General features: G+C 60.2%; 21 protein-coding genes and 1 riboswitch. Of the genes, 9 read left to right on the top strand and 12 right to left on the bottom strand.

What is annotated here, in order from left to right:
- Nucleotides 1-246 precede the first annotated feature (246 nt).
- Genes H7E91_RS10285 through H7E91_RS10275 form a run of 3 tightly spaced genes read left to right on the top strand, consistent with a single transcriptional unit; the run spans nt 247 to nt 3,265 of the window.
- Nucleotides 247-621, top strand: a complete 375-nt coding sequence (locus tag H7E91_RS10285) for a hypothetical protein (protein ID WP_206680419.1) — start codon at nt 247-249, stop codon at nt 619-621.
- Between the two features lie 43 nt (nt 622-664).
- Nucleotides 665-1,783: an alcohol dehydrogenase catalytic domain-containing protein gene (locus H7E91_RS10280; RefSeq protein ID WP_182355009.1), complete on the top strand. Its 1,119-nt coding sequence runs from the start codon at nt 665-667 to the stop codon at nt 1,781-1,783.
- Between the two features lie 3 nt (nt 1,784-1,786).
- Entirely contained in the window at nt 1,787-3,265 is a 1,479-nt protein-coding gene (locus H7E91_RS10275; protein WP_182355008.1) for an NAD-dependent succinate-semialdehyde dehydrogenase, read from the top strand.
- A 24-nt stretch (nt 3,266-3,289) separates the two neighbouring features.
- Here H7E91_RS10275 and H7E91_RS10270 read toward each other — a convergent pair whose 3' ends face one another.
- On the bottom strand, nt 3,290-4,339 hold the full coding sequence (locus tag H7E91_RS10270; RefSeq protein WP_182355007.1) for a CHAD domain-containing protein: 1,050 nt from the start codon (nt 4,337-4,339) through the stop codon (nt 3,290-3,292).
- A 125-nt stretch (nt 4,340-4,464) separates the two neighbouring features.
- On the opposite strand from H7E91_RS10270, the gene H7E91_RS10265 reads away from it, so the two are divergent.
- On the top strand, nt 4,465-6,048 hold the full coding sequence (locus tag H7E91_RS10265) for a hypothetical protein (protein ID WP_206680418.1): 1,584 nt from the start codon (nt 4,465-4,467) through the stop codon (nt 6,046-6,048).
- 133 nt (nt 6,049-6,181) lie between these two features.
- Here the strand turns inward: H7E91_RS10265 and H7E91_RS10260 are convergent, their stop codons facing one another.
- Nucleotides 6,182-6,334, bottom strand: coding sequence for a hypothetical protein (locus H7E91_RS10260; RefSeq protein ID WP_182355006.1), 153 nt, complete (start codon nt 6,332-6,334; stop codon nt 6,182-6,184).
- Between the two features lie 156 nt (nt 6,335-6,490).
- Between H7E91_RS10260 and H7E91_RS10255 the strand changes: the two genes are divergently transcribed.
- On the top strand, nt 6,491-7,264 hold the full coding sequence (locus tag H7E91_RS10255; protein ID WP_182355005.1) for an SDR family oxidoreductase: 774 nt from the start codon (nt 6,491-6,493) through the stop codon (nt 7,262-7,264).
- 71 nt (nt 7,265-7,335) lie between these two features.
- Here H7E91_RS10255 and ribH read toward each other — a convergent pair whose 3' ends face one another.
- The 10 genes from ribH to H7E91_RS10205 form a co-directional block, all read right to left on the bottom strand.
- Nucleotides 7,336-7,806 (bottom strand): 6,7-dimethyl-8-ribityllumazine synthase, encoded by a 471-nt coding sequence (gene ribH / locus H7E91_RS10250; RefSeq protein WP_182355004.1) that lies wholly within the window; start codon nt 7,804-7,806, stop codon nt 7,336-7,338.
- A gap of 1 nt (nt 7,807) precedes the next feature.
- Complete coding sequence (gene ribA / locus H7E91_RS10245; protein WP_182355003.1) at nt 7,808-9,052, bottom strand: GTP cyclohydrolase II; 1,245 nt, start codon at nt 9,050-9,052, stop codon at nt 7,808-7,810.
- Entirely contained in the window at nt 9,049-9,645 is a 597-nt protein-coding gene (locus H7E91_RS10240) for a riboflavin synthase (RefSeq protein ID WP_182355002.1), read from the bottom strand. The genes ribA and H7E91_RS10240 overlap by 4 nt, the downstream gene beginning before the upstream one ends.
- Nucleotides 9,630-10,712, bottom strand: a complete 1,083-nt coding sequence (gene ribD, locus H7E91_RS10235; RefSeq protein ID WP_206680417.1) for a bifunctional diaminohydroxyphosphoribosylaminopyrimidine deaminase/5-amino-6-(5-phosphoribosylamino)uracil reductase RibD — start codon at nt 10,710-10,712, stop codon at nt 9,630-9,632. The genes H7E91_RS10240 and ribD overlap by 16 nt, the downstream gene beginning before the upstream one ends.
- Before the next feature lie 61 nt (nt 10,713-10,773).
- Nucleotides 10,774-10,903, bottom strand: a riboswitch (FMN riboswitch).
- Nucleotides 10,904-11,245: 342 nt separating this feature from the next.
- Entirely contained in the window at nt 11,246-12,526 is a 1,281-nt protein-coding gene (locus tag H7E91_RS10230; RefSeq protein ID WP_182355001.1) for a glycoside hydrolase family 32 protein, read from the bottom strand.
- A complete protein-coding gene (gene gtfA, locus H7E91_RS10225) occupies nt 12,523-14,034 on the bottom strand; it encodes a sucrose phosphorylase (RefSeq protein ID WP_182355000.1) in 1,512 nt (503 codons plus the stop codon). The genes H7E91_RS10230 and gtfA overlap by 4 nt, the downstream gene beginning before the upstream one ends.
- Nucleotides 14,035-14,054: 20 nt before the next feature.
- On the bottom strand, nt 14,055-15,083 hold the full coding sequence (locus H7E91_RS10220) for a substrate-binding domain-containing protein (protein ID WP_182354999.1): 1,029 nt from the start codon (nt 15,081-15,083) through the stop codon (nt 14,055-14,057).
- A 61-nt stretch (nt 15,084-15,144) separates the two neighbouring features.
- A complete protein-coding gene (locus H7E91_RS10215) occupies nt 15,145-16,056 on the bottom strand; it encodes a carbohydrate ABC transporter permease (protein WP_182354998.1) in 912 nt (303 codons plus the stop codon).
- On the bottom strand, nt 16,053-17,033 hold the full coding sequence (locus H7E91_RS10210) for a carbohydrate ABC transporter permease (RefSeq protein WP_182354997.1): 981 nt from the start codon (nt 17,031-17,033) through the stop codon (nt 16,053-16,055). Before H7E91_RS10210 ends, H7E91_RS10215 begins: the two co-directional genes overlap by 4 nt.
- A 52-nt stretch (nt 17,034-17,085) precedes the next feature.
- On the bottom strand, nt 17,086-18,384 hold the full coding sequence (locus H7E91_RS10205; protein ID WP_182354996.1) for an ABC transporter substrate-binding protein: 1,299 nt from the start codon (nt 18,382-18,384) through the stop codon (nt 17,086-17,088).
- A 311-nt stretch (nt 18,385-18,695) separates the two neighbouring features.
- On the opposite strand from H7E91_RS10205, the gene H7E91_RS10200 reads away from it, so the two are divergent.
- The 4 genes from H7E91_RS10200 (at nt 18,696) to H7E91_RS10185 (ending at nt 26,404) form a co-directional block, all read left to right on the top strand.
- Nucleotides 18,696-19,451, top strand: a complete 756-nt coding sequence (locus H7E91_RS10200; RefSeq protein WP_182354995.1) for a hypothetical protein — start codon at nt 18,696-18,698, stop codon at nt 19,449-19,451.
- A gap of 1,123 nt (nt 19,452-20,574) precedes the next feature.
- Nucleotides 20,575-22,143 carry a type I restriction-modification system subunit M gene (locus H7E91_RS10195; RefSeq protein WP_182354994.1) on the top strand — a complete coding sequence of 523 codons (1,569 nt, stop codon included), beginning with the start codon at nt 20,575-20,577 and terminating at the stop codon, nt 22,141-22,143.
- On the top strand, nt 22,140-23,318 hold the full coding sequence (locus H7E91_RS10190; protein WP_182354993.1) for a restriction endonuclease subunit S: 1,179 nt from the start codon (nt 22,140-22,142) through the stop codon (nt 23,316-23,318). The genes H7E91_RS10195 and H7E91_RS10190 overlap by 4 nt, the downstream gene beginning before the upstream one ends.
- Nucleotides 23,315-26,404, top strand: coding sequence for a type I restriction endonuclease subunit R, EcoR124 family (locus tag H7E91_RS10185; RefSeq protein ID WP_182354992.1), 3,090 nt, complete (start codon nt 23,315-23,317; stop codon nt 26,402-26,404). Before H7E91_RS10190 ends, H7E91_RS10185 begins: the two co-directional genes overlap by 4 nt.
- The last annotated feature ends 148 nt before the right edge of the window (nt 26,405-26,552 follow it).

The following is a 26,552-nucleotide window of genomic DNA, read 5'->3' as shown; positions in this document are numbered from 1 at the left end:
TAGCGTGGACCATGAAGGCCTCCTGGTATGTGAAGCGGTTTCTTAGACAGCTCCACTTCACAACAGGAGGCCTTCGCCCTTCAACAGATCACACAGGATTCCCATAACAACGTCCCTGGACATCACAGCTAGACCGACGATGGTGCGTGCCGCCTGGGCGGCACGCACTGAGCAAGAGAGCAGATGATGATCACATACGACCTGTTATGCGGAGCGGGCCATCGGTTCGAGGCAGTGTTGCCGTCCATGTTTTCAGACAATCCGGAGTGCGACTGCGGGGCGTCGACCTCGCGGGTGCCAAGCCGGGTCAACCTCGCCGGGGCAGCCTCCCCCGGCCCGTCGAGGGACGACATGCCAACAACTTGGCGTGGCATGAAGAACGGGGACAGGGACCTTGTCCGGTCCTGGCACACGAAGATGGTTGAAAGGGAGAAGCTCGAAGAGAAGTATCCCGAACTTGCCGGAGATCGCCGACCCGTCCTCGCCCACGAGGGAGCATTCGCAACAGCGCCCGTTCGTGCTGGAGATGCCATTGCCACACAGCTCGCGAAGGAAACCTTCGGAGCTTCCGCCCCAGCATCACACGACAAGCCCAAGGGCGGCGCCAGCGCTGGGGCATAAGCCCGCAGTCGAGGAGCGAAGCCAATACCGTGAAAGGAAGCCGATGAAAATCCGTGGAGCAGTCCTAGAAAAGATGGGTATGGAGCGGCCCTACGCTCGCTCTGAGCCCCTGAAAATTACAGAGCTCGAGCTCGCCGGCCCTGGTCCAACCGAGTTGCTCGTGCGAATGGATGCCGCAGGGGTGTGCCACTCCGATCTCTCGGTCGTCGAAGGCAATCGTCCGAGGCCTGTGCCGATGCTTCTCGGCCACGAAGCATGTGGGACCGTCATGGAAGTCGGCTCCGACGTCGAAGGCTTCAGCGTCGGAGACCAAGTCGTCATGAGCTTCCTGCCACGATGCGGTGAGTGTGAAGCATGTCAGACAGACGGGAAGCTTCCCTGCTCAGTCGGATCGAAAGCCAACAACGACGGCGTCATGATGTCGGGTGAGATCCACCTCGAACGCGAGGGTGACAAGGTTTATCACCACCTCGGGGTGAGCGCGTTCGCCACCCACGCCGTCGTCGACTATCGAAGTGCCGTTGTCGTCGACCGCCAGGTGCCCCCGGAGATCGCGGCCGTGCTCGGCTGTGCAGTGCTGACCGGAGGCGGCGCAGTCCTCAACGCGGCGAAGCCCGCCCCTCATCACACCGTCATGGTCGTTGGTCTTGGCGGAGTCGGCATGGCCGCCCTTATCACCGCGCTCGCCAACGACGTTAAAGAGGTCATCGCCGTTGATGCTCTCCCATCGAAGCTCGAACAAGCGAAAAAGCTGGGTGCCCACCGCACCTACACACCGCAGGAGGTTGCGGAACAGGGAATCACCGCCGATCGAGTCATTGAGGCAGCCGGCAACGTCAAAGCGTTCGAGACTGCCTACAACGCCATCGGATTTGGAGGAATGCTCGTGACGGTTGGCCTCCCGCCTGCCGGTGCCACATCCGAAATTGCCCCGCTCAACCTCACCGCTGCCGCACGTACCGTCGTCGGAAGCTATCTCGGCTCAGCTGTTCCGTCTCGTGATATTCCCACATACGCACAGCTGTACCTCGAGGACAAACTACCCGTCGCCGAGCTCATCTCCTCCATCATCCGCTTCGACGACATCAACCACGCAATGGATGAGTTGGCGGATGGCAACGCTATCCGACAGGTCATCATCTTCGACAGGCAAGGAGAATAAGCTATGCCGCTCACCCCACCCATCAACCAGGACACTGTCGACAGCCTCATCAGTCGGATGCCAACCGGGTCCTTCATCAACGGAGAATTCGTCGACGGCGAGAAGAACCTTTCTGTTGAGAACCCCGCAACAGGGGAGGAGATCATCAGCATCGCAGCAGCGGATGCTGCTCAGGCAGGAATGGAGGCTCTCGATGCGGCGAGCGCCGCGGCAGCAGAGTGGGCCGCAACCACCCCGCGCCATCGGTCCGAGATTCTCCGCCGAGCCTACGAGCTATGTCTCGAACGAGCAGACGACTTTGCGCTGACGATGACGATGGAGATGGGCAAGCCGCTCGCGGAAGCCTACGGGGAGGTGAACTACGGCGCTGAGTTCCTCCGCTGGTTCTCAGAGGAGGCGGTGCGAACGAGTGGCCGATTCAGGCCAGCGCCCGCTGTGCCCGACCAGGACGTCCTCGTCTATTCCCAGCCAGTTGGACCATCGCTCCTCATCACCCCGTGGAACTTCCCCTTCTCCATGGGAACCCGCAAGATCGGCCCCGCGCTCGCGGCTGGATGCACGGTCGTGTTGAAGCCGGCAAGCCTCACGCCCCTCAGCTCGCTCCTTCTCATGGAAGTTCTTCGGGATGCTGGAGTACCAGCCGGCGTTGTCAACTGCGTTGTGACGAAGGATTCCTCGACCTTCTCCAGCACCCTCATGGAGGATCCGCGACTGCGGAAAGTCTCGTTCACGGGTTCGACCCCCGTAGGTCGGACCCTGCTTTCGCAGGCGAGCCAACACGTGCTGCGCTCCTCGATGGAGCTCGGCGGTAATGCACCCTTCCTTGTCCTGGAATCGGCAGACATCGACAAGACAGTGACTGCAGCGATGGCTGGGAAATTCCGAAACAACGGGGAAGCTTGCACTGCCGTCAACCGCATCTACGTTCACAAGAACATCGCCGACCGATTCACGGAAGCATTCACTGCGAAGGTCGAGGCTCTGGTTCTCGGCAACGGACTCGACGAGGGAACGACTCTCGGACCGCTCATCGATCAAGATGCTGTCGATAAGTGCCAGGAGCTTGTTGATGATGCGGTGTCGAAGGGCGCCACGGTGAGCCTCGGAGGCCAAGCGCACGGTGGACATGGCTACTTCTATCCGGCCACTGTTCTGACAGACGTACCGCGTGAGGCCCGAGTCAACAAGGAGGAGATCTTCGGTCCTGTCGCACCGATCATTGTCTGCGACACCGTGGACGAGATGGTCGAGGCGGCGAATGACACCGAGTTCGGGCTCATGTCGTACGTCTGCGGTCAAGATATCGATGAGGTCCGAGATGTTGTGGGCAGGATCGAATCAGGCATGGTTGCCGTCAACGTCGGCGTCGCCTCCGATCCCTCCGCGCCGTTCGGTGGAGTGAAGGAGTCCGGGATCGGCCGCGAAGGCTCGCACGAAGGACTGTCCGAATATCTGGAGCTCAAGTACGTGCGAATAGGCTGAACGCTGGGCGCATGAGTACCGGACCTACTCGTCAGGCCGGCTCATGCGCCACGCATCGGAGAATGCTGACATGAGATCAGTCGCGTCTCCTAACTTCTCACCGATCTCAAACGCCGCGACCTGGAGATCATGCCGTAGCCGCGTTAGCTCCCAAAAGAGGTGAGCTGCGTCGACGCTGTCCGGCAGAAGATCTGGGTCGCGGCCAAGAGTCTCGATGAGGAGTGCGAGATCATGATCATCACCGAGGAGGCTACCTAGCTGGGAAAGCTGATCGCGGAGCACGAGGAGAGGCTTTTCGTTCCGGCTCTGCGATCCACGTTCGATCTGCCTCATCTCGAACCCAGCACCTTCCGGCGCGAGAAGCTCGGCCTGATAACCGAGATACTTGGCGACCCTCCGCCACCCATGGAGCCGCACAGTTGACTTCTTTGCAGCGGCCTCGTCCCTGCGCGCCACGACCCGGCGAGCGAGACGGTCGATGTCGGGCTCGATCGACTTCCAGGCGTTCGGTATGGCGGTGGGACCGTCCGTCGGGAGGGAGGAGATTCGGCTGGCAAAGCTGTTCAATGCGAATGTCGTGTCGGTCAGCCGCTGCCGGTCACGTCGCGCTGTACGCGTACGTGTTTCTGCTCGGGCCTGAAGGGTCGTGACAATGGTGTCCTTCACCTCGTCGTCCAGCTCAAGATCGGGGAGGACCTTCTCGGCCAGCCTGGCAAGAACGACGGCGTCTCGCACCGGCCCCCACAACCGTGCCGTATCCCGAAGAAGGGAGTCGTCGTGCCGGAACCGATCGTCTCCAATCTCAGCCCGAATGAGACGGAGGACTGCGCGGACGCGCTTGATCGACTTGCGAAGCTCATGGACTGACTCGTCGAAGAAACGATTCTGACGAGCGCTGGTGCCATGACCGGGATGCTGAATCTGTAGGGCATGGCGCACTTGCTCGAGAATGACCCGGCGGACAGCGGCCGCGAGAGTATCATGGCTCTGAATATGGAAATGGGGTCGAGTTGCAACACCGGTGGACCAGCTCAGGGCCTCAGGCGGCAGAGTGTAATCATCGAAAGCACCCACACGTGATTCTAACCCGGTCACGCGGGTCGCTTTCTAGCGTCCCGAAACCGTGGCGACGTGAAATTTCACAACACGCTTGGCGTGAATCTGCAGGGTGAGTCCCCTGCACAAGAAGGGAACAGATCGTGAAACTGAAGCAAATGGCGGGGATCGCGGCGGGCTCCCTCTTGCTCGCAGGGTGCTCGTCCGTCCTCGGAGATGGTTCGGACGAGGACTCGGACGGCGGCGGAGCCGCTGTCACTACTCCGACAGTTCATCTCATCAGCGGAGACAGCCCTGCGGACGCATCGATCAAAGCGAGCCAGCAGTTCTTTGAGTCCTCGCCCGGAGCGATCGTCACGGGTGAGGAGTTCCAACTCGAAGCGGCATCACTGTCCGCCGCGTACTCCGTTCCCACGCTCATCGAGGGTGAGGGTGTGGCTGATGAGCTCGAACGTCTCGGTGCCTCATGGGTCATTGCCGTTGGCACCGACCTGGGCGATGCGGGGGGTGACGGTGGTCTGCCCGACGATGTCGACGTTGTCGGCGCTGTCCCGGCGCTGGGCACCGAAACAGACTCAGGTGAGCAGTCGGAGGCTGATCCCGCGATCACCGTTGTTGAGCCCGAGGGCGAAGGTCTTGACGCGTTGCTTGCCCTGAACGAGGGCGAGGCACTCATTGCCGCAGAAAGCCGCGATGTCCAATTCAGTCAGGACATTGACCCGCTAGAGGCAGTCACCGTGCTCACTGACGGTTCTCATCTTGCTGCAGTTGGCACTGCTCGCGCGGCGGGTTCCCAGATCGTGTTCTCACCGGCTGATCCCCGTTCATCTCGTGAGGCCATCGAGGCCGCTTCTTCTGCCGATGTCGCCCTTGGGATATTCGCGGGCGAGTTACCTGATTTTGAGTGGCAGGTCGCGACAGCGGCGACGGGCGTGGAGCTCCCTGGCGGCACGCAGCTCGTGTTCGGCGGTAAGCGTTATATCGCACTCTATGGTTCTCCGATCACCCCTGCGTTGGGCGTTCTGGGGGAGCAGGATGTGCCAGCCACGGTTGAGCGCGCCGAGCAGATGGCAGAGCCCTACCGGGCGTTGACAGAGGATACGGTCCTCGCTGCCCAGGAGATTATTGTGACCGTTTCAGCGGGTCAGCCTGGCGACGATGGTAACTACTCCAACGAAGGTGCGATCGAATGGTTTGTGCCTCTTATCGAGGCGGCTGGCGAGGCCGGGCAGTATGTCGTCCTCGATTTCCAGCCAGGCAGATCTGACTTCCTGTCCCAGATCCAGCTGTATGAGGAGCTTCTTGCGTACCCGCATGTCGGTATCGCACTTGATCCGGAATGGCGGCTGGGGCCGGACGAGATGCCGTTGACGCGCATCGGCCATGTTGAGATCGCGGAGGTGAATGAGGTTGTTAACTATCTGGCTGACTACGTGCAGGAGAACGAGCTACCGCAGAAGCTCATCATTTTGCACCAGTTCCAATTGCAGATGATTCGTGACCGGGATCAGCTTGATCAGTCGCGCCCGGAGGTCGCGCTTCTTATTCATGCCGATGGGCAGGGAAGCCAGCCGGCGAAGAATGACACGTGGCGGGCCCTACATCAGGATGCCCCCGAAGGTATCGCGTGGGGGTGGAAGAACTTCTTCGATGAAGATCTGCCCATGCTGACGCCGGAAGGGACCTACGAAGTAGAGCCGATGCCGGAGTTCGTGTCCTACCAGTAAACCGTTAGTCGTCAGATCATGGGTGGCAGGGTGTACCTGCCACCCACGATCTTGCGTCGATGCACGATCGCTTGCGCGGGTGACTCACCTGCGGTGGTGACCCACCTGGGGTGGCGGGCAGTGTCTTGGTCGGTCAATGCGACGACCAGCGATAGCGGCCTCCTGGGACAGCGAAGACGGACCAGGGCAGGAGCGCGGCAGCCGCGAAGATGAAATCGACCGTTCCGAAGGTTGCTGGCACCGCCATGAGAGTAGCAAGTCCCCACCGAGCGGTCGCTCTGCTCAAGGAGTCGCAAGTTTCGTGTGCGACACCGACCCCAAGCAGGCGAAAATTAGGTGAGAACGTTTCCACTACCAGGGGAAACGCTAGAAGCCACGTCACGGCGACAAATAGGGTAAAGGGGACACTGTGAAATTATTGGAGTGATGAAAGGGACGTTCTATGACTGTTATGGACATGTTTAACCTCAAGGGCAAGGTCGCCTACGTCACCGGCGCGGCGCAGGGGATCGGCGAGTCGCTCGCGACAGCGCTTGCAGAAGCTGGCGCGGACGTTGCCATTGTCGACATCAATCAGGAGGTGGCTGAGGCCACCGCATCAAAGATCTCTGAAGCGACCGGGGTCAAGACCGCGGCATACAGTTTCGATGTCACCGTCCCAGAGAATGCGACGAAGCTTGTCGAGCAGGTCGTGGCAGATTTTGGAGGATTGCACATCGCCTTCCACAACGCGGGGATGGCGCATAACGTCGCGGCTGAAGACATGTCGATCGAGGAATGGCAGCGCATGATCGACCTCAACCTCAACTCCGTCTTTTACGGCACCCAGGCCGCTGGACGGCACATGCTGGACAATGGCGGAGGCTCGATCGTCAACACCGGGTCGATGTCAGCTTCGATTGTCAACGTGCCCCAGCCACAGATCCACTACAACGCGGCGAAGGCTGGGGTTGTTCACCTGTCGAAGTCCTTCGGTGTCGAGTGGGCGGACCGCGGGGTGCGTGTCAACACGATCAGCCCTGGCTACATCGGTACAGAGCTTCTCCAGTCAGAGGAGCTGGCTCCGCTCCGCAAGGAATGGGAGGCCCTCACACCGCAGCGCAGGGTCGGAAGCCCGGACGAACTCAAGGGCATCGCCGTCTATCTCGCAAGCGAGGCAAGCTCGTACGCGACAGCATCAGACTTCATCGTCGATGGCGGGTACACGGCCGCTTAAATTCAAACCTCCTGGGGTCCGGCCGCTGGCCGGACCCCGGTCCTTTCGCGTCTGTGCACAACGCCCTGTGGTCAGAGTGAGGCGAGCTCGCGCAATGCCACTGCGGTCTCTAGCGCCGCTGTGACAGCCGCGTAGCCGCTGTCTTCGCGCGAGCCTTCGAGCCCGGCGCGATCAAAGGCCTGCTGTTCGGTGTCGCACGTGAGGACTCCGAAACCAACGGGAGTGGCACGATCAAGAGCTACTCGCGTCAGCCCGTCGGTGGCGGCCCTGCACACGTAGTCGAAGTGCGGGCTTTCGCCCCTGATGACGACGCCCAACGCTACGACGACGTCGTGGGTCTGGGCGAGACGGTCGGCGACGACCGGTAGTTCGAAGGCCCCGGGAACGCGCACAAGAAGAGGGCTGATGCCGGCGTCGGTGCATGCTCGTTGGGCGCCAGCGACGAGTCCGTCTGTGAATTTCGGATGCCAGGTGGCAGCGACGATCCCGACTGAGAGTCCGGCGGTGTTGATGTTCGGTGTTGGAGCTGGGCTTTTGGTCATGTCAGTGTCCTCCAGTAATGGTTTGTAGCTCGCCGAGGCCGGGAAGATCGTGGCCCATTCGGTCGCGCTTTGTCATGAGGTAGGCGAGGTTGTGCGGATTTGGGTTGACAGGGACGGGCACCTGGTGTGCGACATGGATGCCGAACTCCTCGAGTGCACGGGATTTGTCGGGGTTGTTCGTTAAGAGGTCGACGCTGTTGACTCCGAGATCTTCCAGGATCTGGGCGGCCTCTCCGTAGTGCCGCGCATCAGCGGGTAGGCCCTGTTCGTAGTTTGCGTCAACGGTGTCCATACCACCGTCTTGAAGCTCGTAGGCGCGTAGCTTGGCCGCCAGTCCAATACCGCGACCCTCGTGCCCACGCAGATAGACGACAACGCCGCGACCGTGGGCGCTGATCCTTTCCAGCGCCTGATCGAGCTGGGGCCCGCAGTCGCAGCGGCTGCTACCGAAGGCGTCACCGGTCAAGCACTCGGAGTGAATTCTTGTCAGCACGGGAGCCTCGCCCCGCAGATCACCATGGACGAGAGCAACGTGCTCGGTGCCGACGAAGCGGGTCCTGTAGCCATGGGCAATGAAGTCGCCATGGATCGTGGGAAGCCGAGTGTGTGCCACGTTCTTCACGAGAATCTCCCGGCGGTATCGGTGCGCCACCAGGCTATCGATCGAGATCATCGTGAGCCCATGCCCGTCAGCGAAACCGCGCAACTGCTCATTGCGTGTCACTGTGTCATCGTCATGGACGAGGGGAACGACGACGCCGACGGGAGTAGCGCCTCCCAGGCGCGCAAGGTCGACCGCGGCTTCTGCCGGGCGGCGGAGTGCAAGGACGCCACCCTCCCGAGACCTCATGGGAAACACACCGCCCCGCCGAGCAGGGTCAGCCTGGAAGCTGAAGGTGTCCGCGAGCATTCTGACCGTCGTGGCGGCATCGACATCGCTCATGCTAGCGACAGCCGTGGTCGTGTCGCTTTCGTGGAAGAAGGCCGTGCTCACCGTTTCAGTCGTGTGGTCGGATATGAGGTCGAAGGTCAGTCGATCGAGGATCTCCTCAGGCATAGCAACGCCGATCTTTCCGTCTGAATGACGTGAGGCGAATGCTGCGAGCTCGGGCGTCACAAACGATCCGGCGACGACGAGGTAGCCCTCACCGTTCTCATCGGTCATGACGATGACAGGTCGACCGGCTGCAATGTCGGTGATGGCCTGATCGACGGAGTCCAGCCTTACTGCTGTGCCGGCGTTCATCGGGCCACCAGCGATTCGACGTATTTGGCGATGATGTCCACTTCGAGGTTGACAGTGTCTCCTGTCTGCTTCTTCCCCAGTGTTGTTCGCGAGAGGGTTTCGGGGATGAGGCTCACCGTGAATGACGGGTGTGGCTCTCGTGTCGTCTCGACGACGGTCAGGCTGACGCCGTCGATGGCGATCGATCCTTTCGGCACGACATAACGGCTCGACTCAACGGGCAACGAGATGGTCACGAGCTCCCAATGGTCACTGGGCTGGCGATCGAGTATGTGTCCGGTGCTGTCCACGTGCCCCTGGACCATGTGCCCGCCGAGGCGAGTGGTCGGTGTAACCGCACGCTCGAGGTTGACTCGGCTTCCCGGCGTGAGGGCTCCAAGGGACGTCTTAGCCAGCGTCTCCTTCATGACGTCAGCGGTAAACACGTCATCCGCACAGGACACCACGGTCAGGCAGCAGCCATTGACGGCGATGGAGTCGCCGGGTCGCGCGTCTGAGGTGGCAAGCGGACCATGCACGCTCAAGCGCATCGCGTCCGTCTGCTCCTCCAGGCTGACGACAGTGCCGAGTTCTTCGACTATTCCGGTAAACATGAGGATTGTCCTTCTTCGTTAATCGGTTTGACGGAGCCGCGCATCGTCACTCGGATGTTGGCGTCGTCAGTGGGGCTGGTGGGAGGGATGACAGTCACGTCCGTCATCGCAAACGTGAGGATGTCGGACATGGAGGTGATGCCGAGGGGGCCGATGGCGGGTCGCCCGGATCCCAGGAAGGCGGGCGCGAGGTAGGCGACAATCTCATCGACCAATCCGGCGCGAAGGAAAGCCGCCGCCAGGGTGGGTCCGCCTTCGAGGAAGATATGGCGCCGTTCGAGGCGATGGAGCTCGGCAAGGACCTCCGTAAGGTCGCGGGTCTGGAGATGCAGGGTCTCGGCCGCACTGTCGAAGACCCGGTGACCGGCAGCCAGAGTACGTTCGCCGACGATCACACGTAGCGGTTGGTGTGCCACCGGGCGGCCGGCTGAATCGCGCGCCGTCAGCTGCGGATCGTCCCCCACGATGGTGTTCGTGCCAACCATGATGGCGTCACACCGGGCGCGAAGCCGGTGAGCATCTGCACGGGAGGCCTGCGACGATATCCAGCGGGAGCTCCCATCGGCCGCCGCGCTACGACCATCGAGAGTCGCGGCGTACTTCCACGTGACGTAGGGCCGGCCGTGCGTGACAGCGAAAGACCAGGCCCGGTTGAGCTCGAAGGCTTCAGCCGAGCGGAGTCCGCCATGAACGTCGACTCCCGCGCGGCGAAGCGTCCACGCACCATTGGATGCCTGAGGGTTCGGATCGGCCTGAGCGAACACCACTCGAGAGACGCCAGCATCGATGAGAGCACCCGTGCAGGGACCCGTTCGGCCCGTGTGATCGCACGGTTCCAAAGTGACGACAGCGGTCGCACCGCGCGCGTTGCCGCCAGCCTTCGTCAGAGCATCGACTTCGGCATGAGGAGTGCCAGCTCCTCGGTGCAACCCCTCGGAGATCGTCGCCCCTGCTGAGTCAAGAAGGACGCATCCGACACGAGGATTCGGACCGGGCCGGAATTCGTTCGACGATGCCAAGCTGAGCGCTCGGACCATGGCCGCATCTTCGGCCGCTGTGACCGTCATATGTTCCCTCCGCCAGGTGCACAGGCGCGGGGGCATGACGGTACGGCAAAGATGCCAACCGATACGTGCGCTTCTCATCCGGACTTTAACCGTCGGTACAGGATTTTCACCTGTTCAACCGGCCACTGGCTGTGGACGGGTCGCGGACTATAACCGCCGGTGCGGAATTTCACCGCCCCCAGTGCACGTACTACGTAACAAGCGCAAAGTAGCATGTGACTCCGCTTGCCAGCAATACGGTCCAGTGGGTGGATGGGGCTGACGATGCGTCGCACGATGCGTCGAGAGGCGATCCACGGCCAGCCAGCGCACGGGGCGTCGACGGACCTCGCTCTCAGTCGCTGCCTACCTCAAAAGGCAAACAGGCGAGTTCGTCCACACGCTCTCCTTCAACCGCCCCGATCTGCAAATGGTCGCCAGGAATGGAAGATTCGCGAGTCAGGTGAGTCCTATGCCGACTGGCAAGATTGTCTGATTATCGCGCGGAAGATTCGCCCTCCCGCTGTGCGCGGTAGCTTAACGCGAAACGAACCTTAGCCCAGGTCGTACCAGGTGATAGACCCTTCAGCTTTAATACGGCGCGAACCTCCACAAGATACGGGGAGGGCGAGGACACCGGCGGCGCCGAAGATCTCAACAATTGGCCCGTCGACGATGATCCGTAGCGTCTCCCCGTCACTTACCGGCATTTCCCACGCCGCAGCTTCGGTCTCAGCTCTCAATACACCGCGCTCTGCGCAGAGAACGAGCTCGGGGTTCTCGTTGTTGCCGATGCTGAGGGTTGCGTTGCTCTCCGGTGAGTCCAGCGTCCACTCCACGTCGGCGAGCGCAGGCAGGTCAAGACTTCCATTTGTCGCAGTTTGTCTGTCGTGGCGGAGATTATCGATGTTCGGGTGCGGCCGCGCAACGAGCCTGTCGTTAACCAGGGCGAGAGTGTGTGGCAGGGAGTGGGCTCCCGCCCACTGCCCGCCGCGGTCGGTCACTTCTTTGAGCCAGTAGATGAGACCTCGACGCCGGTCGCGGTCCATGAAGGTTGACGCAGCGTAGTACGAGGGCCCGTAGCTCAAGCGGTGCCATGAATCGGGTATGAACCGCCCATCGGCATAGTCTCCCAGCGCGTAAGCGACGTAGTGCGGACCGGCACTTTCCCATACGCCGACGACGAGTGCCCAGCGATCCTCGATCGGGAAGAGCTGCGGGCACTCCCATCCCTCGCCGAGCCACAGCTCGTCGCTGCGATTTCCGGTACCTTCGGCGACTATCCCGTCGTATTGCCAGTGCGCAAGATCACCGGACGAATAGCCGAGGATAGCGGGTCTGCCGTCGGCGAAGCCGGCTCCCATGATCATTTTCCACGTGGTCCCGTCATGGAACACGTAGGGGTCGCGGTACGTTGTCACATTTGAGTCGGGGTCGACAGATGCGACAACGAGTCCCTTCTCCCAGCTCTGCCATTCAGCATCGAGAGGATGGGCGGTGCGGGCGACCGCGACGTCGAGGCGAGGCAGATTGACGGACGTGTAGAAGATGGTCGCAGGACCATCCTCCGGGAGGGCAAGCGACCCCGACCAGATGCCGTCATCCCCATCGCCCGGCGACAGCGCGACGCGTTGGGTGGTCCAGTGAAGGAGGTCCGGGCTTGTCGCATGGCCCCAGTGCTGCTGTACGGCCCAGTCGACCTGGTCCGGGACGTATTGGAAGAAGAGGTGGTATTCACCCCGATACCACGTGAGCCCATAGGGATCGTTGATCCATCCGCTCTGCGGGGTGAAGTGCAAAACGGGGCGACCGTCGTTCGTTGCGTCTGGCGTCATCGAACGGCACTATCCTCGGCGTCTGCGAGCTCGCCCAGTGCATCGTCCGTGAGGCCCATGACGATCTCGTCGCCGTCCGGTGTCGTGGCCGTTAGCGACACGTTCGAGTCCGCGAAGTCCACGTCGAGGCACGCTCGGTGGTTGTCATGAGTCCAGTCGAGGGTGATGCGAGAACCACTGCCGTCGACGGAGCACCTGCCCGCGAACGCCGGATGATTCTTGCGAAGGCGGATGAGGCGCATGAGTGTCATGACGAGCGGGTCTCCCAGTGCCTCCTCAATCTCAGCTCGGTCGTAATGATGACGGTTAATGTTGCGGCCCACACCGGTGCTGCGGAGTAGCTCCATGTCATTGCGACCGGCCAGTAACCCAACGTAGTAGATCTGCGGTGTGCCCGGAGTGAAGAGCTGGAAGGCACGCGCAGCGAGATAGGCCTTCTCGTCCCCGCCTAGGGCGTCGAAGTATGTGCAGTTCACCTGGTAAACGTCGACGTTCGATGCCGCCCATCCTGTTGCGGCGCGGGACCCGCCCCGCGAGCGTTCGTGGATTCCCTCAACGAGGCTCTCGATCTGCTCGGCGTCGAGGAGGCCGGGCTGGCCGTCGTGGCTTGGCCCGACGTCGACAACGCCGATGCCGTCATGAGTGTCGAGCACGGTAATGGCGTTGGTTGGGCGGACCTTCATCCAGTGCAGGAGTGGCGCCGCGTCCCCGGTGTGGAGGGCGTAGAGGACGAGCGGGGGGAGAGCGAAATCGTAGACAAGATCAACCTTGGAGGCGACGTCGATCTGCTGCTCGTAGTGGCCATGGATCTCGACGAGGACCTCGGCGCCGCGTGCGCGAGCCTTCTGGGCGAGGTTGTCGATAAAGGCGTACGTATCAGGGGTCATGAACGACGATGTGCCGGGTGTCTTGACGCTGTATCCGACAGCGTCAAGCCTGACCATCGATACTCCGCCCTCGGTGAGCGAGGCAAGGACCCGCTCGAGGTAGGCGGCTGCCTCGGTGCTTCGCACATCAAGATCGATCTGCTGGGAGGTGAAGGTCGTCCACATGAGCCGCCGATCCTCACCCAGGGTCATGGGAGTAAACGGCAGGCCGGGACGGGGCCGATAGATCGCGGCGAGGTCGACTTCCGTCGCGCCGTCCGGGAAGACCGATGCCATCGTCAAGAACATGGGGAAGTGCGGAGAGTCGCTACCGCGGGCGATGACGTCGAGGAACTCCGGCGACGAGGCCGAGACATGGTTGACGATAAGGTCAGCCATGATCCGGTACGTGGCCGCGAGGTCGCGAACATCCTCCCAGGTGCCGAGCCGCGAGTCGACGACCGTGTGGTCCGAGGGATCAAACCCAGCATCCTCGCCATCGAACGGCGTGAAGAACGGCAAGATATGGACGCCGTCGAAGGTGCCTGCGAGCGGGCCATCCAGAAGGTCTTTGAGGGCGCTGAGTGAGCCGCCGAAGCGGTCTGCGTAGGCGATCAGCTGAGGTCCGGCGGTGTGGTTCATTCCGTTTCAACTCTCGTGGGTCAGGGTTGCGTAAGTGGTCGTACCGACTCACGCACGATCAGGGGGCATTCCAGTTTCATGAGGGATTCTTCGTGCGGCTCGTCGATACCGAGCAGCATCTTCATCGCGAGGCGTCCCATCGCATGGTGGGGTAGCGCGACGGTCGTGAGACCGGGATCGATCTCGGCGGCAATGAGGGCCTGGTCGTCGTATCCGACGATCGAAAGATCGGCAGGTACCTGCATACCGTGGCGGCGGGCGGCGATGTAGGCTCCCGCCGCCATGCGGTCGTTGAAGCAGAAGACAGCTGTTGGTCTCGTCTGTGCCGGTAGTGTGAGAAGACGGTCGACAGCGGCCCTGCCGCCGAACGAGTCCGACCTGCCCTCGACGACGAGATTCTCGTCGAAGGGGATACCAGCCTCATGAAGGACGTCTCGATAACCTGCGAACCTCAGCTGGGACGCAAGTGGATCGGGGTCCTTCTCGTCCGTGTCGACGAACGCGATCCTCCTGTGTCCCGCCTCGACGAGGTATCTCATCGCCGTATGTGCGCCGCCGTAATCATCTGGGACAACAACGCGGTAATGACCAGAGCGGGGCACACAGTTAACGAGTACCGTGTCGGTCGGTAGCCGTTCGGGGACGTCGACCTCCCGGTACGACATCGTTGCGAAGATGAAGCCGTCAACCTGCTGGGCAAGCAGAGCATCAACCGCGTTGGTTTCGATTGTGCCGGAGCCGCCCGTGTTGACGAGGAAGAGAAGGACGCCGTTTTCTTGAGCGACCTCCTGCGCGGCGGCTGCGATGCCGGAGGCGTACGGAGTTGTGGCGATCATGTCCGTCACGAGACCGACCGTGTGTGTCCGGCTGGTCCGCAGCCCTCGCGCGAGCATGTTGGGCCGGTAACCCAACTCGTGTGCGGCGACATGGACGCGGTCGCGGGTTGCCTCGGGGAACTTGTCCGCGTCGCGATTGTTGAGGATGCGGGAGACCGCCCCGATAGAGACACCCGCATGTTTCGCGACTTCCCGGATACCAACCTTTTTCACACGCTCTCCCACATCCATACTGCCGACCGACCTATTCTGCTCCTGTGCCCCACTATGCCTATCAGCCCTTGACCGAGCCCGCTGTCATGCCACGCACGAAGTAGCGCTGCAGGAACAAGAACACGATGAGGGGCAGTGACAGGGAGATGAAGGCACCGGGTGCGAGCAGGTCCCACCGCTGACCATATTGGCCGATAAGGCTCGACAGTCGCAGGGTGACAGTCTCGTTCTCGCCAGCTCCGACGAAGAGCAGGGCAACGAGGAGGTCGTTCCAGACCCAGAGGAACTGGAAGATCGCGAACGAGGCAAGCGCAGGCACGCTGATGGGAAGGAGGAGCCGCCAGAAGATCTGGAAGTGCGAGGCACCATCGATCTGAGCCGACTCGAGGAGAGAGTGCGGGACCGTCGCCATGTACGTCCGCAACAGGTATATCGCGAGCGGCATGCCGAACCCCGTGTGTGCCAGCCAGACGGCTGGGAACGTGCCGACCAACTCGAACTGACCGAACAGCTGGAGCAGCGGGATAAAGGCCACCTGGAGGGGGACGACGAGGAGGCCAACAACAACGAGGAAGATAACGTCGCGGCCGGGGAACTTCATGAAGGTGAAGGCGTACGCCGCCATCGCGGCGATAAGGAGCGGGATAAGAGTGGCGGGGACAGCGATCACGATGCTGTTAATGAACGCGTTGCCCATCCCCGCATCCAGTACCTCGCGATATCCCTGGAGGGTCCATTCTGCGTCGAAGGGACTGAAGAGCGCAGTCCACCAACCCGAGGATGTGGAGTCGACTCGCGGGCGGAACGAGGTGATGAACAGCCCGATCGTCGGGATGAGGAAGGTGACGACGACGGTGACGACGATGAGCCGGGTCAGCCAGTTGGCGCTGCCCTGGATCTTCGGCCGCTTCGTTTTCGGTCGCCTCTTTGGGCTTGGCACCGGGGTGACCGGCGCTGGCGTTGCGGAGCTCATCGTGCTGCCTCCTCTGCCTTGAAGCTGCGGATCTGGTAGATGATGACCGGAATGATGGCGAGCATGAGAAGCACGACGATGGCGGCGGCCCTGCCGTCGTGGCGGTAGGTGAACAGCTCTTTGAAGAAGGCAAGCGCAACGACGTTCGTGTCGTAGTTGCCTCCCGTCATGACGTAGGCGATGTCGAACACCTTGAGGACACCAATGAGGATCGTGATGAACACGGTCAGCATCGTCACCTTGATTTGCGGAAGGACGATGCGGAAGAAGATCTGAATCTCGCCAGCACCGTCCACGCGGGCGGCCTCGACGGTATCGCTGGGAACGTTCTTGATCGCTGCCGATAGAAGGACCATGGCGAAGCCGACCTGCAACCAGATGAGGATGACCATGAGAAGGAAGCTGTTGAGCTTGCCGCTCGAGATCTGCATCCAGACCTGGGGCTGACCGCCGACGGCTGTCCAGAACTGGTTGAGTAGGCCGATCTGTGGCTGCCCCTCTGGCCGCCATTCGTAAACGAACCGCCAGATTGTCGATGCGCCGACCATGGAGATCGCCATGGGGAGGAAGATGAGGGACTTCGACACCTTCTCTTCGCTCGCTGGCAAGCGGTCCGTCAGGGTCGCGACGAGTAGGCCGAGAGCGACCGCAAGGATGGGAACGACGAGGATCCACAGCAGGGTGTTGACCATCGTGCTCTGGAACGCCGAATCAGTCAGCAGTCCCGTGAAGTTTTCCAACCCGACGAACTCTTCCCCGCGCCGGTCGAAAACGGACAGGATAAGGGTTCGGATCGCCGGGTAAATGAGGAACACAAGGATGAAAGCAAGCGCGGGTCCGACGAACACCCATGGCTTAACGCGCCTCTCCCAGTTTGTTGGTAGCAGCTCGGCAACCGCGTTCAAAAGCCAGAACACGATTATAAAGAAGCCGACGCTACCCACGACGGCCACGAGACCGTCAAATATCTTCAACATCGCATCCTCCTCTAGAAGGGGTGCCCGCCGGTGACCGGCGGGCACCCGCGGACTAGCTCGCTGGCCAGGCCGCTTCGATGTTGTCGAGGGCGGTGTTGAGGTCGACCTGATCGCTCATCCAGGAGACCATCTCCCGCCAAAAAGCACCCGTGCCGATCTCGCCCGGCATCATGTCCGAGCCGTCGAAACGGAAGGTGTCAGCATCTGCCACAAGGCCCGCGATCTCTTCGAGAATCGCACTGCCGTAACGGCTCGTGTCGAATGTCGTGTACGGGGACATCATTTCCCTCGCCTCAGCCCACTTGTTGGGGAACTCGGGGGAGGAGATACCCTCGAGAACGCGGATAACGTTCTCGTTCTCGGCATCGAACACAGCTGCGAAGTCGCCGCCGCCGAGGATCGGCTGACCGTCATAGCCACCCTCGTAAGGGGGGAGCAGGAAGACGCCGACGTTGTTCTCAAGATCCGCCTGAACATCGTCTGGCATGACGCCAGTGATGAAGTTGCCCTGGCGGTGCATGAAGCAGTTCGGCGGGTCCTCAACGAGCGGAAGCACCGCATCGTTCGAGTTAGTCGCAGCGATCGCCTGACGGCCGCCGTAGACGTTGCCCTCGGTCAGAAGCAGCTCGTCAATAGCTTCGCCGGCTTCCTGGACGACGGGATCATTGAAGGGGATCTCGTTGCTCACCCACTGGTCGTAGACCTCGGGCCCACCAACACGGAGCACGTACTCCTCGACCCAGTCCGTTGCCGGCCAACCGGTTGCGGCACCTGATTCGATACCAAAGCACCAGGGCGCGACACCATCGGCCTTGATTGTCTCAGTCAACTCGACGAGCTCATCGTGTGTCGAGGGCGCGGTGTATCCAGCTTCCTCGAATTCCGGCACCGGGTACCAGACGAGGCTCTTGACGTTCATCGAGACGGGCAGTGCGAACACCGATCCCTCGTCGTCAGAGACGGTGTCGATGAGACCGGGCACGAGCTCCTTCGAGTCGACGTCGATCGCGTCGTTAAGGGCCTTAAGCTCCCCATCGCGAGCCAGATCGAACAGCAGGCCCGGCTGCGGGAAGATCGCGATATCGGGGCGGTCATTGCCGGCGACGCGGCTCTGAATAACCGTCTCGAAATCGGGTAGCGGTGTGTAGGTCGCTTCGATGCCGAGTTCCTCAGAGAGGGCCGCGAGGTCCTCGCTAAAGGCATCGGCAGACTCACCGGTGAAGGCGCCGATAATTTCGATCGGCTCCTGAGAATCGCCGCCCGCCTCATCAGTATCGGACGAGCAGGCAGTGATAACGAGCAGCGCTCCCGTAAACAGGGCGCCCAACTTGAGCGGCTTGTTGTATTTCATTATTGGCTCCCTTGCCATTTTGTCGGCGGCCGGCGCTGCCGGCCCTTCAGATCGCGGAACTGCCACCCCGGGCATATCCACTCAACGGTAGTAAACCGTTTTACCTGATGCGGCTACCGTACTGTGACAAAAATGTCTAGTCAACCGTTTTACTAAAGTCCCCGTTAGATCCACGCAGCTCGTCGGAGGCAATCCAGGCAGCGTCATCGGCCGATGTCACCCTCGGGATCTTCGAAGGCGAACTCGAGGATTTCGAGTGGCAGCTGTCGACCGCTTCGACGGGTGTCGAACTTCCGGGTGGGACGCAGCTCGTGTTCGGCGGGGAGCGCTACATCGCCCTCTATGGCTCACCCATCACACCCGCGCTGGGCGTGCTGGGGGAGCAGGATGTGCCGGCGACAGTTGACCGAGCTGAGGAGATGGCAGAGCCCTACCGAGCCCTGACCGACGACACGGTCATTCCGGCCCAGGAGATCATCGTGACCGTCGCCGCCGGACAGGCTGGTGATGACGGGAACTACTCCAACGAAGGCGCCATCGAATGGTTCATTCCGCTCATCGAAGCAGCAGGTGAGGCCGGTCAATACGTTGTCCTCGACTTCCAGCCGGGCCGGTCGGACTTCCTCTCTCAGATCCAGCTGTATGAGGAGCTGCTCGCCTACCCGCATGTCGGCATCGCGCTGGATCCGGAATGGCGGCTCGATCCTGATGAGATGCCACTGACAAGGATCGGGCACGTCGAGATCGAGGAAGTCAACTACCTCGCGGACTATGTCCGCGAGAACACCCTGCCGCAGAAGATGATCATCCTTCACCAGTTCCAGCTGCAGATGATCCGCGACCGAAACCAGCTTGATCAGTCCCGTTCAGAAGTCGCGCTCCTCATCCATGCGGATGGGCAGGGGAGCCAGTCGACCAAGAACGACACGTGGTGGACCCTTCACCAGGATGCTCCGGAGGGAGTTGCCTGGGGTTGGAAGAACTTCTTCGACGAAGACCTTCCCATGCTGACGCCGGAAGAAACATACGCGGTGGAGCCGATGCCGCAGTTTGTGTCGTATCAGTAGGAGGTGACGACCCTCGGTAGACGCTACGGGTTGACAACGTGCGTTCGATCGAACCGAAGACGCAAGCGAGAGGCTTTTCCAGCGACGAGCATGAGGATTGAGTCACGCGGGGAAAGAGTGAGTTAGGCGACGCTCAAGAGCTTAACGTCGCGAATTCTCGGGCAGAATTGCACAATGGAACAACCACCGCTGCTCTCAGTCATCGCCATTTGTATCGCCCTCGGTGCGCTACTTGTAAGTTTGTTCAGCTATCGTCGCGAAAGTCGGTTGCTTAAGAATCGTCACGCTGACGCGATTTTCGTTAACGAGATCGGCGCTGAGGATGAGATCAATCGATCAAGTGGTTCACGGTCTGGTCCCGCGAGAATTCTTGTCCTTAATAGCGGGGAGTTTCCAGTAATTGTGCACCAGGTGGGAAATCTGGTCGGACCCGAGTATGTCTTGAACCGCTCGCAACCAGTGTCCTGGCAGCTCATTGGTCCGCACCTGCCTTGGAACTCGCACCTCCTTCCTGAAAGTCACATTGCGATTGAGGTCCCGCCCCCTCCCGCGGGAGGGGGCCTGCTTGGGCCAGCAGCGATCGTCACAGACTCCCTTGGAGAGCGGTGGCTCGTGGCGGAGGGGCTCCGTCGTAACATCCCCATTTACAAATGGCGCCACAAACCTCATCGCCGGCATCTGTGGCTTGAGAGAAACAAGTGTCTCCGGAAGCTCATGGAAGATTGGCAAGAAAACGCGGCCCAACGTCAGAATTTGCATCCAGGTAGAGTGCCGGTTTGGCCAGCCACGCTCGCATGGGTTTACGGATGGCGAGCGGGACCGGTAGACCGCAGCATGGATCCAATGGGCGCGCCGCTTGGTTGGGCCTATACCACCGTGCGCTTCAACCAAACTGAGCACTGACCCTTTGCTTCAAGGCGGCAATTCTCGGCAACATTGCCGAGAGTAAGGCACCTACGGCCGGATTGTGCCTGGGGAGGTGGGATAATCATGAACGTCAAGCGCATATTGGATGCCCGCTGAGGGGTAGCTCCAGGTGCGCACGGATAACAAGTGTTGCGCCGGGCTTGGCCGGCGAGAACTTGCTAATGCACCTCTTAAGGTGTGCGGGAGATGAAGTCTTATGGTGCCTACGACGCGGGAGGCTCAGCGTGCTGAGCTGCATAAGTCTATTTGGCGGGTTGCGAATGATCTGCGCGGGTCGGTTGATGGCTGGGATTTCAAAGCCTACGTGCTGGGGACCCTCTTCTATCGGTTCGTGTCAGAAAACCTGACATCGTACATCAACCGCTGGGAGCACGACGCCGGCGACTCTGACTTCGATTATGCGAAGCTCAGTGACGAGGCTGCGGAGTCGGTGCGTGGCGACATCGTCGCGGAGAAGGGGTTCTTCCTCGTTCCCTCGCAGCTCTTCGCCAACGTTCGAGCCGGTGCAGAGCGCGATGCGAACCTGAACGAGACGCTCGAGGCGGTGTTCCGCGGCATCGAGGGATCGGCTGTGGGGACGGAGAGCGAGAACGACCTGAAAGGGCTGTTTGATGACTTCGACGTCAACAGCTCCAAGCTCGGCCCCACCGTCGCCTCCCGGAACCAGAACCTGGTCAAGTTGTTGAACGCGATCGGTGAGCTTCCGTTGGGTGATCTGCAGGAGAACTCGATCGACCTGTTCGGCGACGCCTACGAATACTTGATGACAATGTATGCCTCAACCGCTGGCAAGTCTGGAGGCGAGTTCTTCACCCCACAAGAAGTCTCCGAACTGCTGGCCCGGATTACCGTGATCGGTAAGACCGAGGTCAACAAAGTCTACGACCCCGCAGCCGGCTCAGGATCCTTGCTCCTCCAGTTCGCCAAGGTTCTTGGCAAGGACAACGTACGCGAAGGCTTCTTCGGGCAAGAAATCAACCTGACGACCTACAACCTTGCCCGGATCAACATGTTCCTCCACGACATCAACTACGAGAAATTCTCCATCGCCCACGGCAACACACTCACAGACCCAGCCCATTGGGACGATGAACCGTTCGAGGCGATCGTGTCCAACCCGCCCTATTCAATCAAGTGGGATGGCGATGCCAACCCGCTGCTCATTAACGATCCCCGTTTCGCACCCGCTGGGGTCTTGGCGCCGAAGTCAAAAGCCGACCTGGCGTTCACGATGCATATGCTGCACTGGCTCGCAGTCGACGGCACCGCCGCGATCGTCGAATTCCCCGGCGTGCTCTACCGTAGCGGGGCAGAGAAGAAGATCCGCAAATACCTCGTCGACAACAACTACGTCGACACCGTGATCCAACTGCCTACCGATCTGTTCTTCGGCACCACCATCGCAACCTGCATCATCGTGTTGAAGAAGTCCAAGACCGACAACTCGATACTCTTCGTCAACGCCTCAGCAGAGTTCGTCCGCTCGGGCAATAAGAACAAGCTCAGCGAAACCAACCGCACAACCATCCTCGACACCGTCGTGGCGCGCGAGGGCAGTGAATACTTCGCCGAGCTCATCCCCAACGAGCAGATCGCCGACAACGACTACAACCTCGCCGTCTCCTCCTACGTCGAAACCGAAGACACCCGCGAGGTCATCGACATCACCGAACTCAACGCCCGCATCGACCAGATCGTCACCCGCCAAGCCGAGCTCAGGGCATCTATCGACCAGATCGTCGCCGACCTCGAGGCCACCAAATGACCCAATCGACTCGTATCCAAGAACTCATCCAACAACACTGCCCCGACGGAGTGAAGCGCGTACCTCTGGGTGACCTCCTCGAGTATGAGCAGCCCGGCAAGTATCTAGTCGCCAGCACTAACTACGATGAAAGCTTCCGGACGCCAGTGTTGACCGCAGGTAAGACATTTGTGCTCGGATATACCGATGAGGAACATGGGGTCTACAGCGCATCTCCTGATTCTCCGGTTCTTATCTTCGACGACTTCACTACTGCTTTCCGCTGGGTCGACTTTCCTTTCAAAGCAAAGTCCTCTGCGATGAAGCTCCTTACGTTGAAGCCCTCTGCCAGTGCCAGTCTGCGATACGTCTTTTATGCGATGCGGACAATTCATTACGCGCCGCAAGATCACAGTCGGCACTGGATTGGAACATATTCGAAGTTCACCATTCCTCTGCCGCCTCTTCAGGTGCAGGAGGAGATTGTGCGTATCCTAGACACCTTCACCGAACTGGAAGCAGAGCTGGAAGCAGAGCTGGAAGCACGGGATAGTCAGTATGCTTGGTATCGGGACTCGATGTTTGCATCGATGGATGCGCCGAGTGTCCCACTCGGCGCAATCGGTGCGTTCACTCGTGGCCGGCGATTCACGAAGAAGGATGAAGTCGAATCGGGCCTGCCAAGCATTCATTACGGGGAGATCTATACAGAGTATGGAGTTTGGGCCTCGCAGACGGTGAAGTTTGTCCGCCCGGAACTCGCGCACCAGCTTCGTTTTGCGAATCCAGGCGATGTCATCTTTGCCGGGGTTGGCGAGACTGTTGAAGGCGTTGGCAAGGCTGTGGCATGGCTCGGCGATGAGAAGGTCGCCTTCCACGATGATTCCTTTGCCTTCGCCAGCGACCTCAACCCGAAGTACGTTGTATACGCGACGCAGAGTTCGCTATTCCAAAGTCAGAAATCTAAGTACGTCGCGCGCGGAAAGGTCAAGCGCTTGTCGTCGAGAGGCTTGGCAGAGTTGGGAATCCCTGTCCCGTCAAGGGCTGATCAGGAGCGCATCGTGGAGTTTCTGGATCAGTTCGACGGTCTGCTGAACAACTTGGCTATCGGTTTGCCGGCTGAGATTGTGGCGCGTCGTCAACAGTATGAGTTTTATCGGGACCAATTGTTGTCGTTCGAGGAGCTGCGGGTGTGAGAGATGGGGTAGTCCGGAGGTTTGATCCGATTGCGGTGTCGGCTGAGTCGACGGTTGTTGCTGAGTATTTTGCTGAGCCGGTGTCGGCGCGGTCGTTTCAGTCGGAGTCTGAGCTTGAACGCGCCTTTATTCGCCAGCTGGAATCCCAGGCCTATGAACGTTTGAGGATCACGACCGAGGCGGACTTGGTCGCTAACCTGCGGGCTCAGTTGGAGCGGCTGAACGGCGTTGTCTTCACGGATGTGGAGTGGGAGCGGTTTTTTGCTCATCGGCTTGCGGGGGCGAACGAGGGGATTGTTGAGAAGACTGTGCGGGTCCAGGAGGATCATGTTCAGCTTCTTGAGCGTGAGGATGGTTCGACGAAGAACATCACGCTGCTCGACAAGACGAACATTCACAACAACCGTCTCCAGGTTTTGAATCAGTACGAGGTTGAGCGTGGTGAGGGTGGTGCCCGGTATGGCAACCGTTATGACGTGACGATCTTGGTTAATGGTTTGCCGATGGTGCATGTGGAGTTGAAGCGCCGCGGCGTGGACATTCGTGAGGCGTTCAATCAGATTGACCGGTATCAGCGGGACAGTTTCTGGGCCGGCTCTGGATTGTTTGAGTATGTGCAGCTGTTCGTCATCTCGAATGGGACGTTGACGAAGTATTACTCGAATACGACGAGGCGTCATCATTTGGAGGAGGCGTCGAAGAAGAAGCGGAAGCCGAAGTCGTCGCATAGTTTTGAGTTCACGTCGTGGTGGGCCGATGCGACGAATAGGCCGATTCAGGATTTGATGGCGTTCGCGAAGACGTTCTTCGCCAAGCATGCCCTGCTCAACATCCTCACCAAGTATTGTGTGTTGACCTCGAATCGTCAGCTGTTGGTGATGCGCCCGTATCAGATCGTGGCGACCGAGCGGATCGTCCAGAAGGTTCAGGTCTCGACGAACTACAAGAAGCTCGGTTCGGTCGAGGCGGGTGGCTATGTGTGGCATACGACGGGGTCGGGTAAGACGCTGACCTCGTTCAAGGCCGCCCAGCTCGTGGCGGACATGCCGGAGGTGGATCGTGTGCTGTTCGTGGTCGACCGCAAGGACCTGGATTATCAGACGATGGTTGAATACGAGCGGTTCTCACCGGGGTCGGTCAACGGCAGCACGAACACCGCCCAGCTGGCCAAGCAGCTGTCCACGCCGGTGGGTGCGGTGCTGGGCACGCGTGGCGGGGAGACGCTGGTCAATAAGAAGATCTCGGTGACGACGATCCAGAAGCTCTCGACGTTCATCAAAGCTAACCAGGGTCATGAGGTCTATCAGGGCCATATCGTGATCATTTTTGATGAGTGTCATCGGTCCCAGTTCGGGGATATGCATGTGGCGATCACGAAAGCATTCAAGAAGTACAACCTGTTCGGCTTCACGGGCACCCCGATCTTCTCCGCCAATGCCGGCTCTGGTGGGAATGCTCAGCTGAAGACGACCGAGCAGGCCTTTGGGGAGAGGCTGCATACGTACACGATTGTGGACGCGATTGCGGATAAGAACGTGCTGGCGTTCCGGATGGATTACCTCAATACGATCAAGGTCGGCCACGTCATCGATAAGCAGGTCTCTGCGATCGACACCGAAAGAGCATTGCTGGCACCTGAGCGGTTGCGTCAGGTCGTGGAATACGTCCTGGAGCATTTCGACCAGAAGACCAAGCGCAACGAGCGGTACACGCTCGGCGATAAGCGCCTGAGCGGGTTCAACGCTCTGTTCGCGACAGCCTCGATCGACGCGGCCCGCCTGTACTACGAGGAATTCAAGAGACAACAGGCGGACCTCGTTCCGGACAAGCGGCTCAAGGTGGGGTTGATCTATTCCTATGGTGCCAATGATCCGGTCGAGGACGGGATCCTTGCCGAGGAGGACTTCGACCCCACTGCCTTGGAGGGGGATGCTCGCACCTACCTGGAGGGGGCGATCGAGGACTACAACGCCATGTTCGGGACAAGCTATGACACGTCCTCGGACAAGTTCCAGAACTACTACAAAGACCTCTCCGAAAAGCTGAAGAACCGTGAGATTGATCTGGTCATTGTGGTCAACATGTTCCTCACTGGTTTCGATGCCACGACCTTGAACACCCTCTTCGTGGACAAGAACCTCCGCGCGCACGGCCTCATCCAGGCCTACTCGCGGACGAACCGGATACTGAACTCGGTCAAGACCTACGGCAACATTGTCACCTTCCGGAACCTGCAAGACGAGACCAATGCTGCCCTGGAGCTGTTCGGGAACAAGGACGCCAAGGGCATTGTCCTGCTCAAACCCTATGGGGAGTACTACAGCGACTACGCCGAGAAGGTCCACGAACTCCTGTCCACCTTCCAGGCTGGTGAGCCGATCGTCAGTGAGGCGGCGCAGAAGGACTTCATCCAACTGTTCGGTGCGATCCTCAAGCTGCAGAACATTCTCACCTCTTTCGATGAGTTCGATGGTCAGGCGTTGATCAGTGAGCGGCAGGAGCAGGACTACCGCAGCATCTACCTCGACCTGTGGAACGACTACAAGAGCCTCCGGGATTCGGATAAGGAGCCGATCAATGAAGACGTCGTCTTCGAGATCGAGCTCATCAAACAGGTCGAGATCAACATCGACTACATCCTCATGCTCGTCGAAAAATACCAAGAAAAGTACGGCAACGGCCAGGACAAGGAGATCCGCTCCCAAATCAGCCGCGCTATCGACTCCTCGCCCAGTCTGCGGAACAAGAAAGACCTCATCGAAGACTTCGTCGACCAGGTCAACATCAGTAGCGATGTCGAAGAGTCGCTTCGCGAATACATCGCGCAACGCTCCGAACAAGAACTTACAGTCATCATCACCGAAGAGAGCCTCCGGGCAGAAGAAACCCGCTCCTTCGTCACCACAGCCCTCCGCGACGGTGAAGTCCAGGACCTCGGCACCCAGATCATGACGATCCTGCCCCCCGTCTCCCGCTTCGCCCGCCCCGGCAACGGCGACAACCACGGAGAAAAGAAGAAACGAGTCCTCGAACGACTACGAGCATTCGTCGACAGATTCTTCGGATTAGTCTCTACGGAGAAATGACACGACCGGGAAATTGCCGGTAACTCGGAACTCGCACGTGCTTCTTGAGGTAAGGATCCAGACAGTGAATCTCCGCCCGGAGAAGCTTTTGCCTGCAGTCTGCGTCCCGAACCGAGTAGTCCATAGAAGGCTCGGAAAGCATACCCTC

Origin of the sequence: Flaviflexus huanghaiensis, from assembly GCF_014118685.1 — a bacterium.
GTDB lineage: Bacteria > Actinomycetota > Actinomycetes > Actinomycetales > Actinomycetaceae > Flaviflexus > Flaviflexus huanghaiensis.
This window is presented reverse-complemented; position numbering and strand designations above follow the sequence as displayed.

Bases quoted from the DNA above. Each gene is read 5' to 3' on its own strand.
- H7E91_RS10215 (WP_182354998.1), bottom strand. From the start codon at position 16,056: ATGAGCTCCGCAACGCCAGCGCCGGTCACCCCGGTGCCAAGCCCAAAG.
- H7E91_RS10275 (WP_182355008.1), top strand. From the start codon at position 1,787: ATGCCGCTCACCCCACCCATCAACCAGGACACTGTCGACAGCCTCATC.
- H7E91_RS10240 (WP_182355002.1), bottom strand. From the start codon at position 9,645: ATGTTTACCGGAATAGTCGAAGAACTCGGCACTGTCGTCAGCCTGGAG.
- H7E91_RS10255 (WP_182355005.1), top strand. From the start codon at position 6,491: ATGACTGTTATGGACATGTTTAACCTCAAGGGCAAGGTCGCCTACGTC.
- H7E91_RS10230 (WP_182355001.1), bottom strand. From the start codon at position 12,526: ATGACGCCAGACGCAACGAACGACGGTCGCCCCGTTTTGCACTTCACC.
- ribD (WP_206680417.1), bottom strand. From the start codon at position 10,712: ATGACGGTCACAGCGGCCGAAGATGCGGCCATGGTCCGAGCGCTCAGC.
- H7E91_RS10280 (WP_182355009.1), top strand. From the start codon at position 665: ATGAAAATCCGTGGAGCAGTCCTAGAAAAGATGGGTATGGAGCGGCCC.
- gtfA (WP_182355000.1), bottom strand. From the start codon at position 14,034: ATGAACCACACCGCCGGACCTCAGCTGATCGCCTACGCAGACCGCTTC.
- H7E91_RS10205 (WP_182354996.1), bottom strand. From the start codon at position 18,384: ATGAAATACAACAAGCCGCTCAAGTTGGGCGCCCTGTTTACGGGAGCG.
- ribH (WP_182355004.1), bottom strand. From the start codon at position 7,806: ATGACCAAAAGCCCAGCTCCAACACCGAACATCAACACCGCCGGACTC.
- H7E91_RS10210 (WP_182354997.1), bottom strand. From the start codon at position 17,033: ATGTTGAAGATATTTGACGGTCTCGTGGCCGTCGTGGGTAGCGTCGGC.
- H7E91_RS10195 (WP_182354994.1), top strand. From the start codon at position 20,575: ATGGTGCCTACGACGCGGGAGGCTCAGCGTGCTGAGCTGCATAAGTCT.
- H7E91_RS10285 (WP_206680419.1), top strand. From the start codon at position 247: ATGTTTTCAGACAATCCGGAGTGCGACTGCGGGGCGTCGACCTCGCGG.
- H7E91_RS10190 (WP_182354993.1), top strand. From the start codon at position 22,140: ATGACCCAATCGACTCGTATCCAAGAACTCATCCAACAACACTGCCCC.
- ribA (WP_182355003.1), bottom strand. From the start codon at position 9,052: ATGAACGCCGGCACAGCAGTAAGGCTGGACTCCGTCGATCAGGCCATC.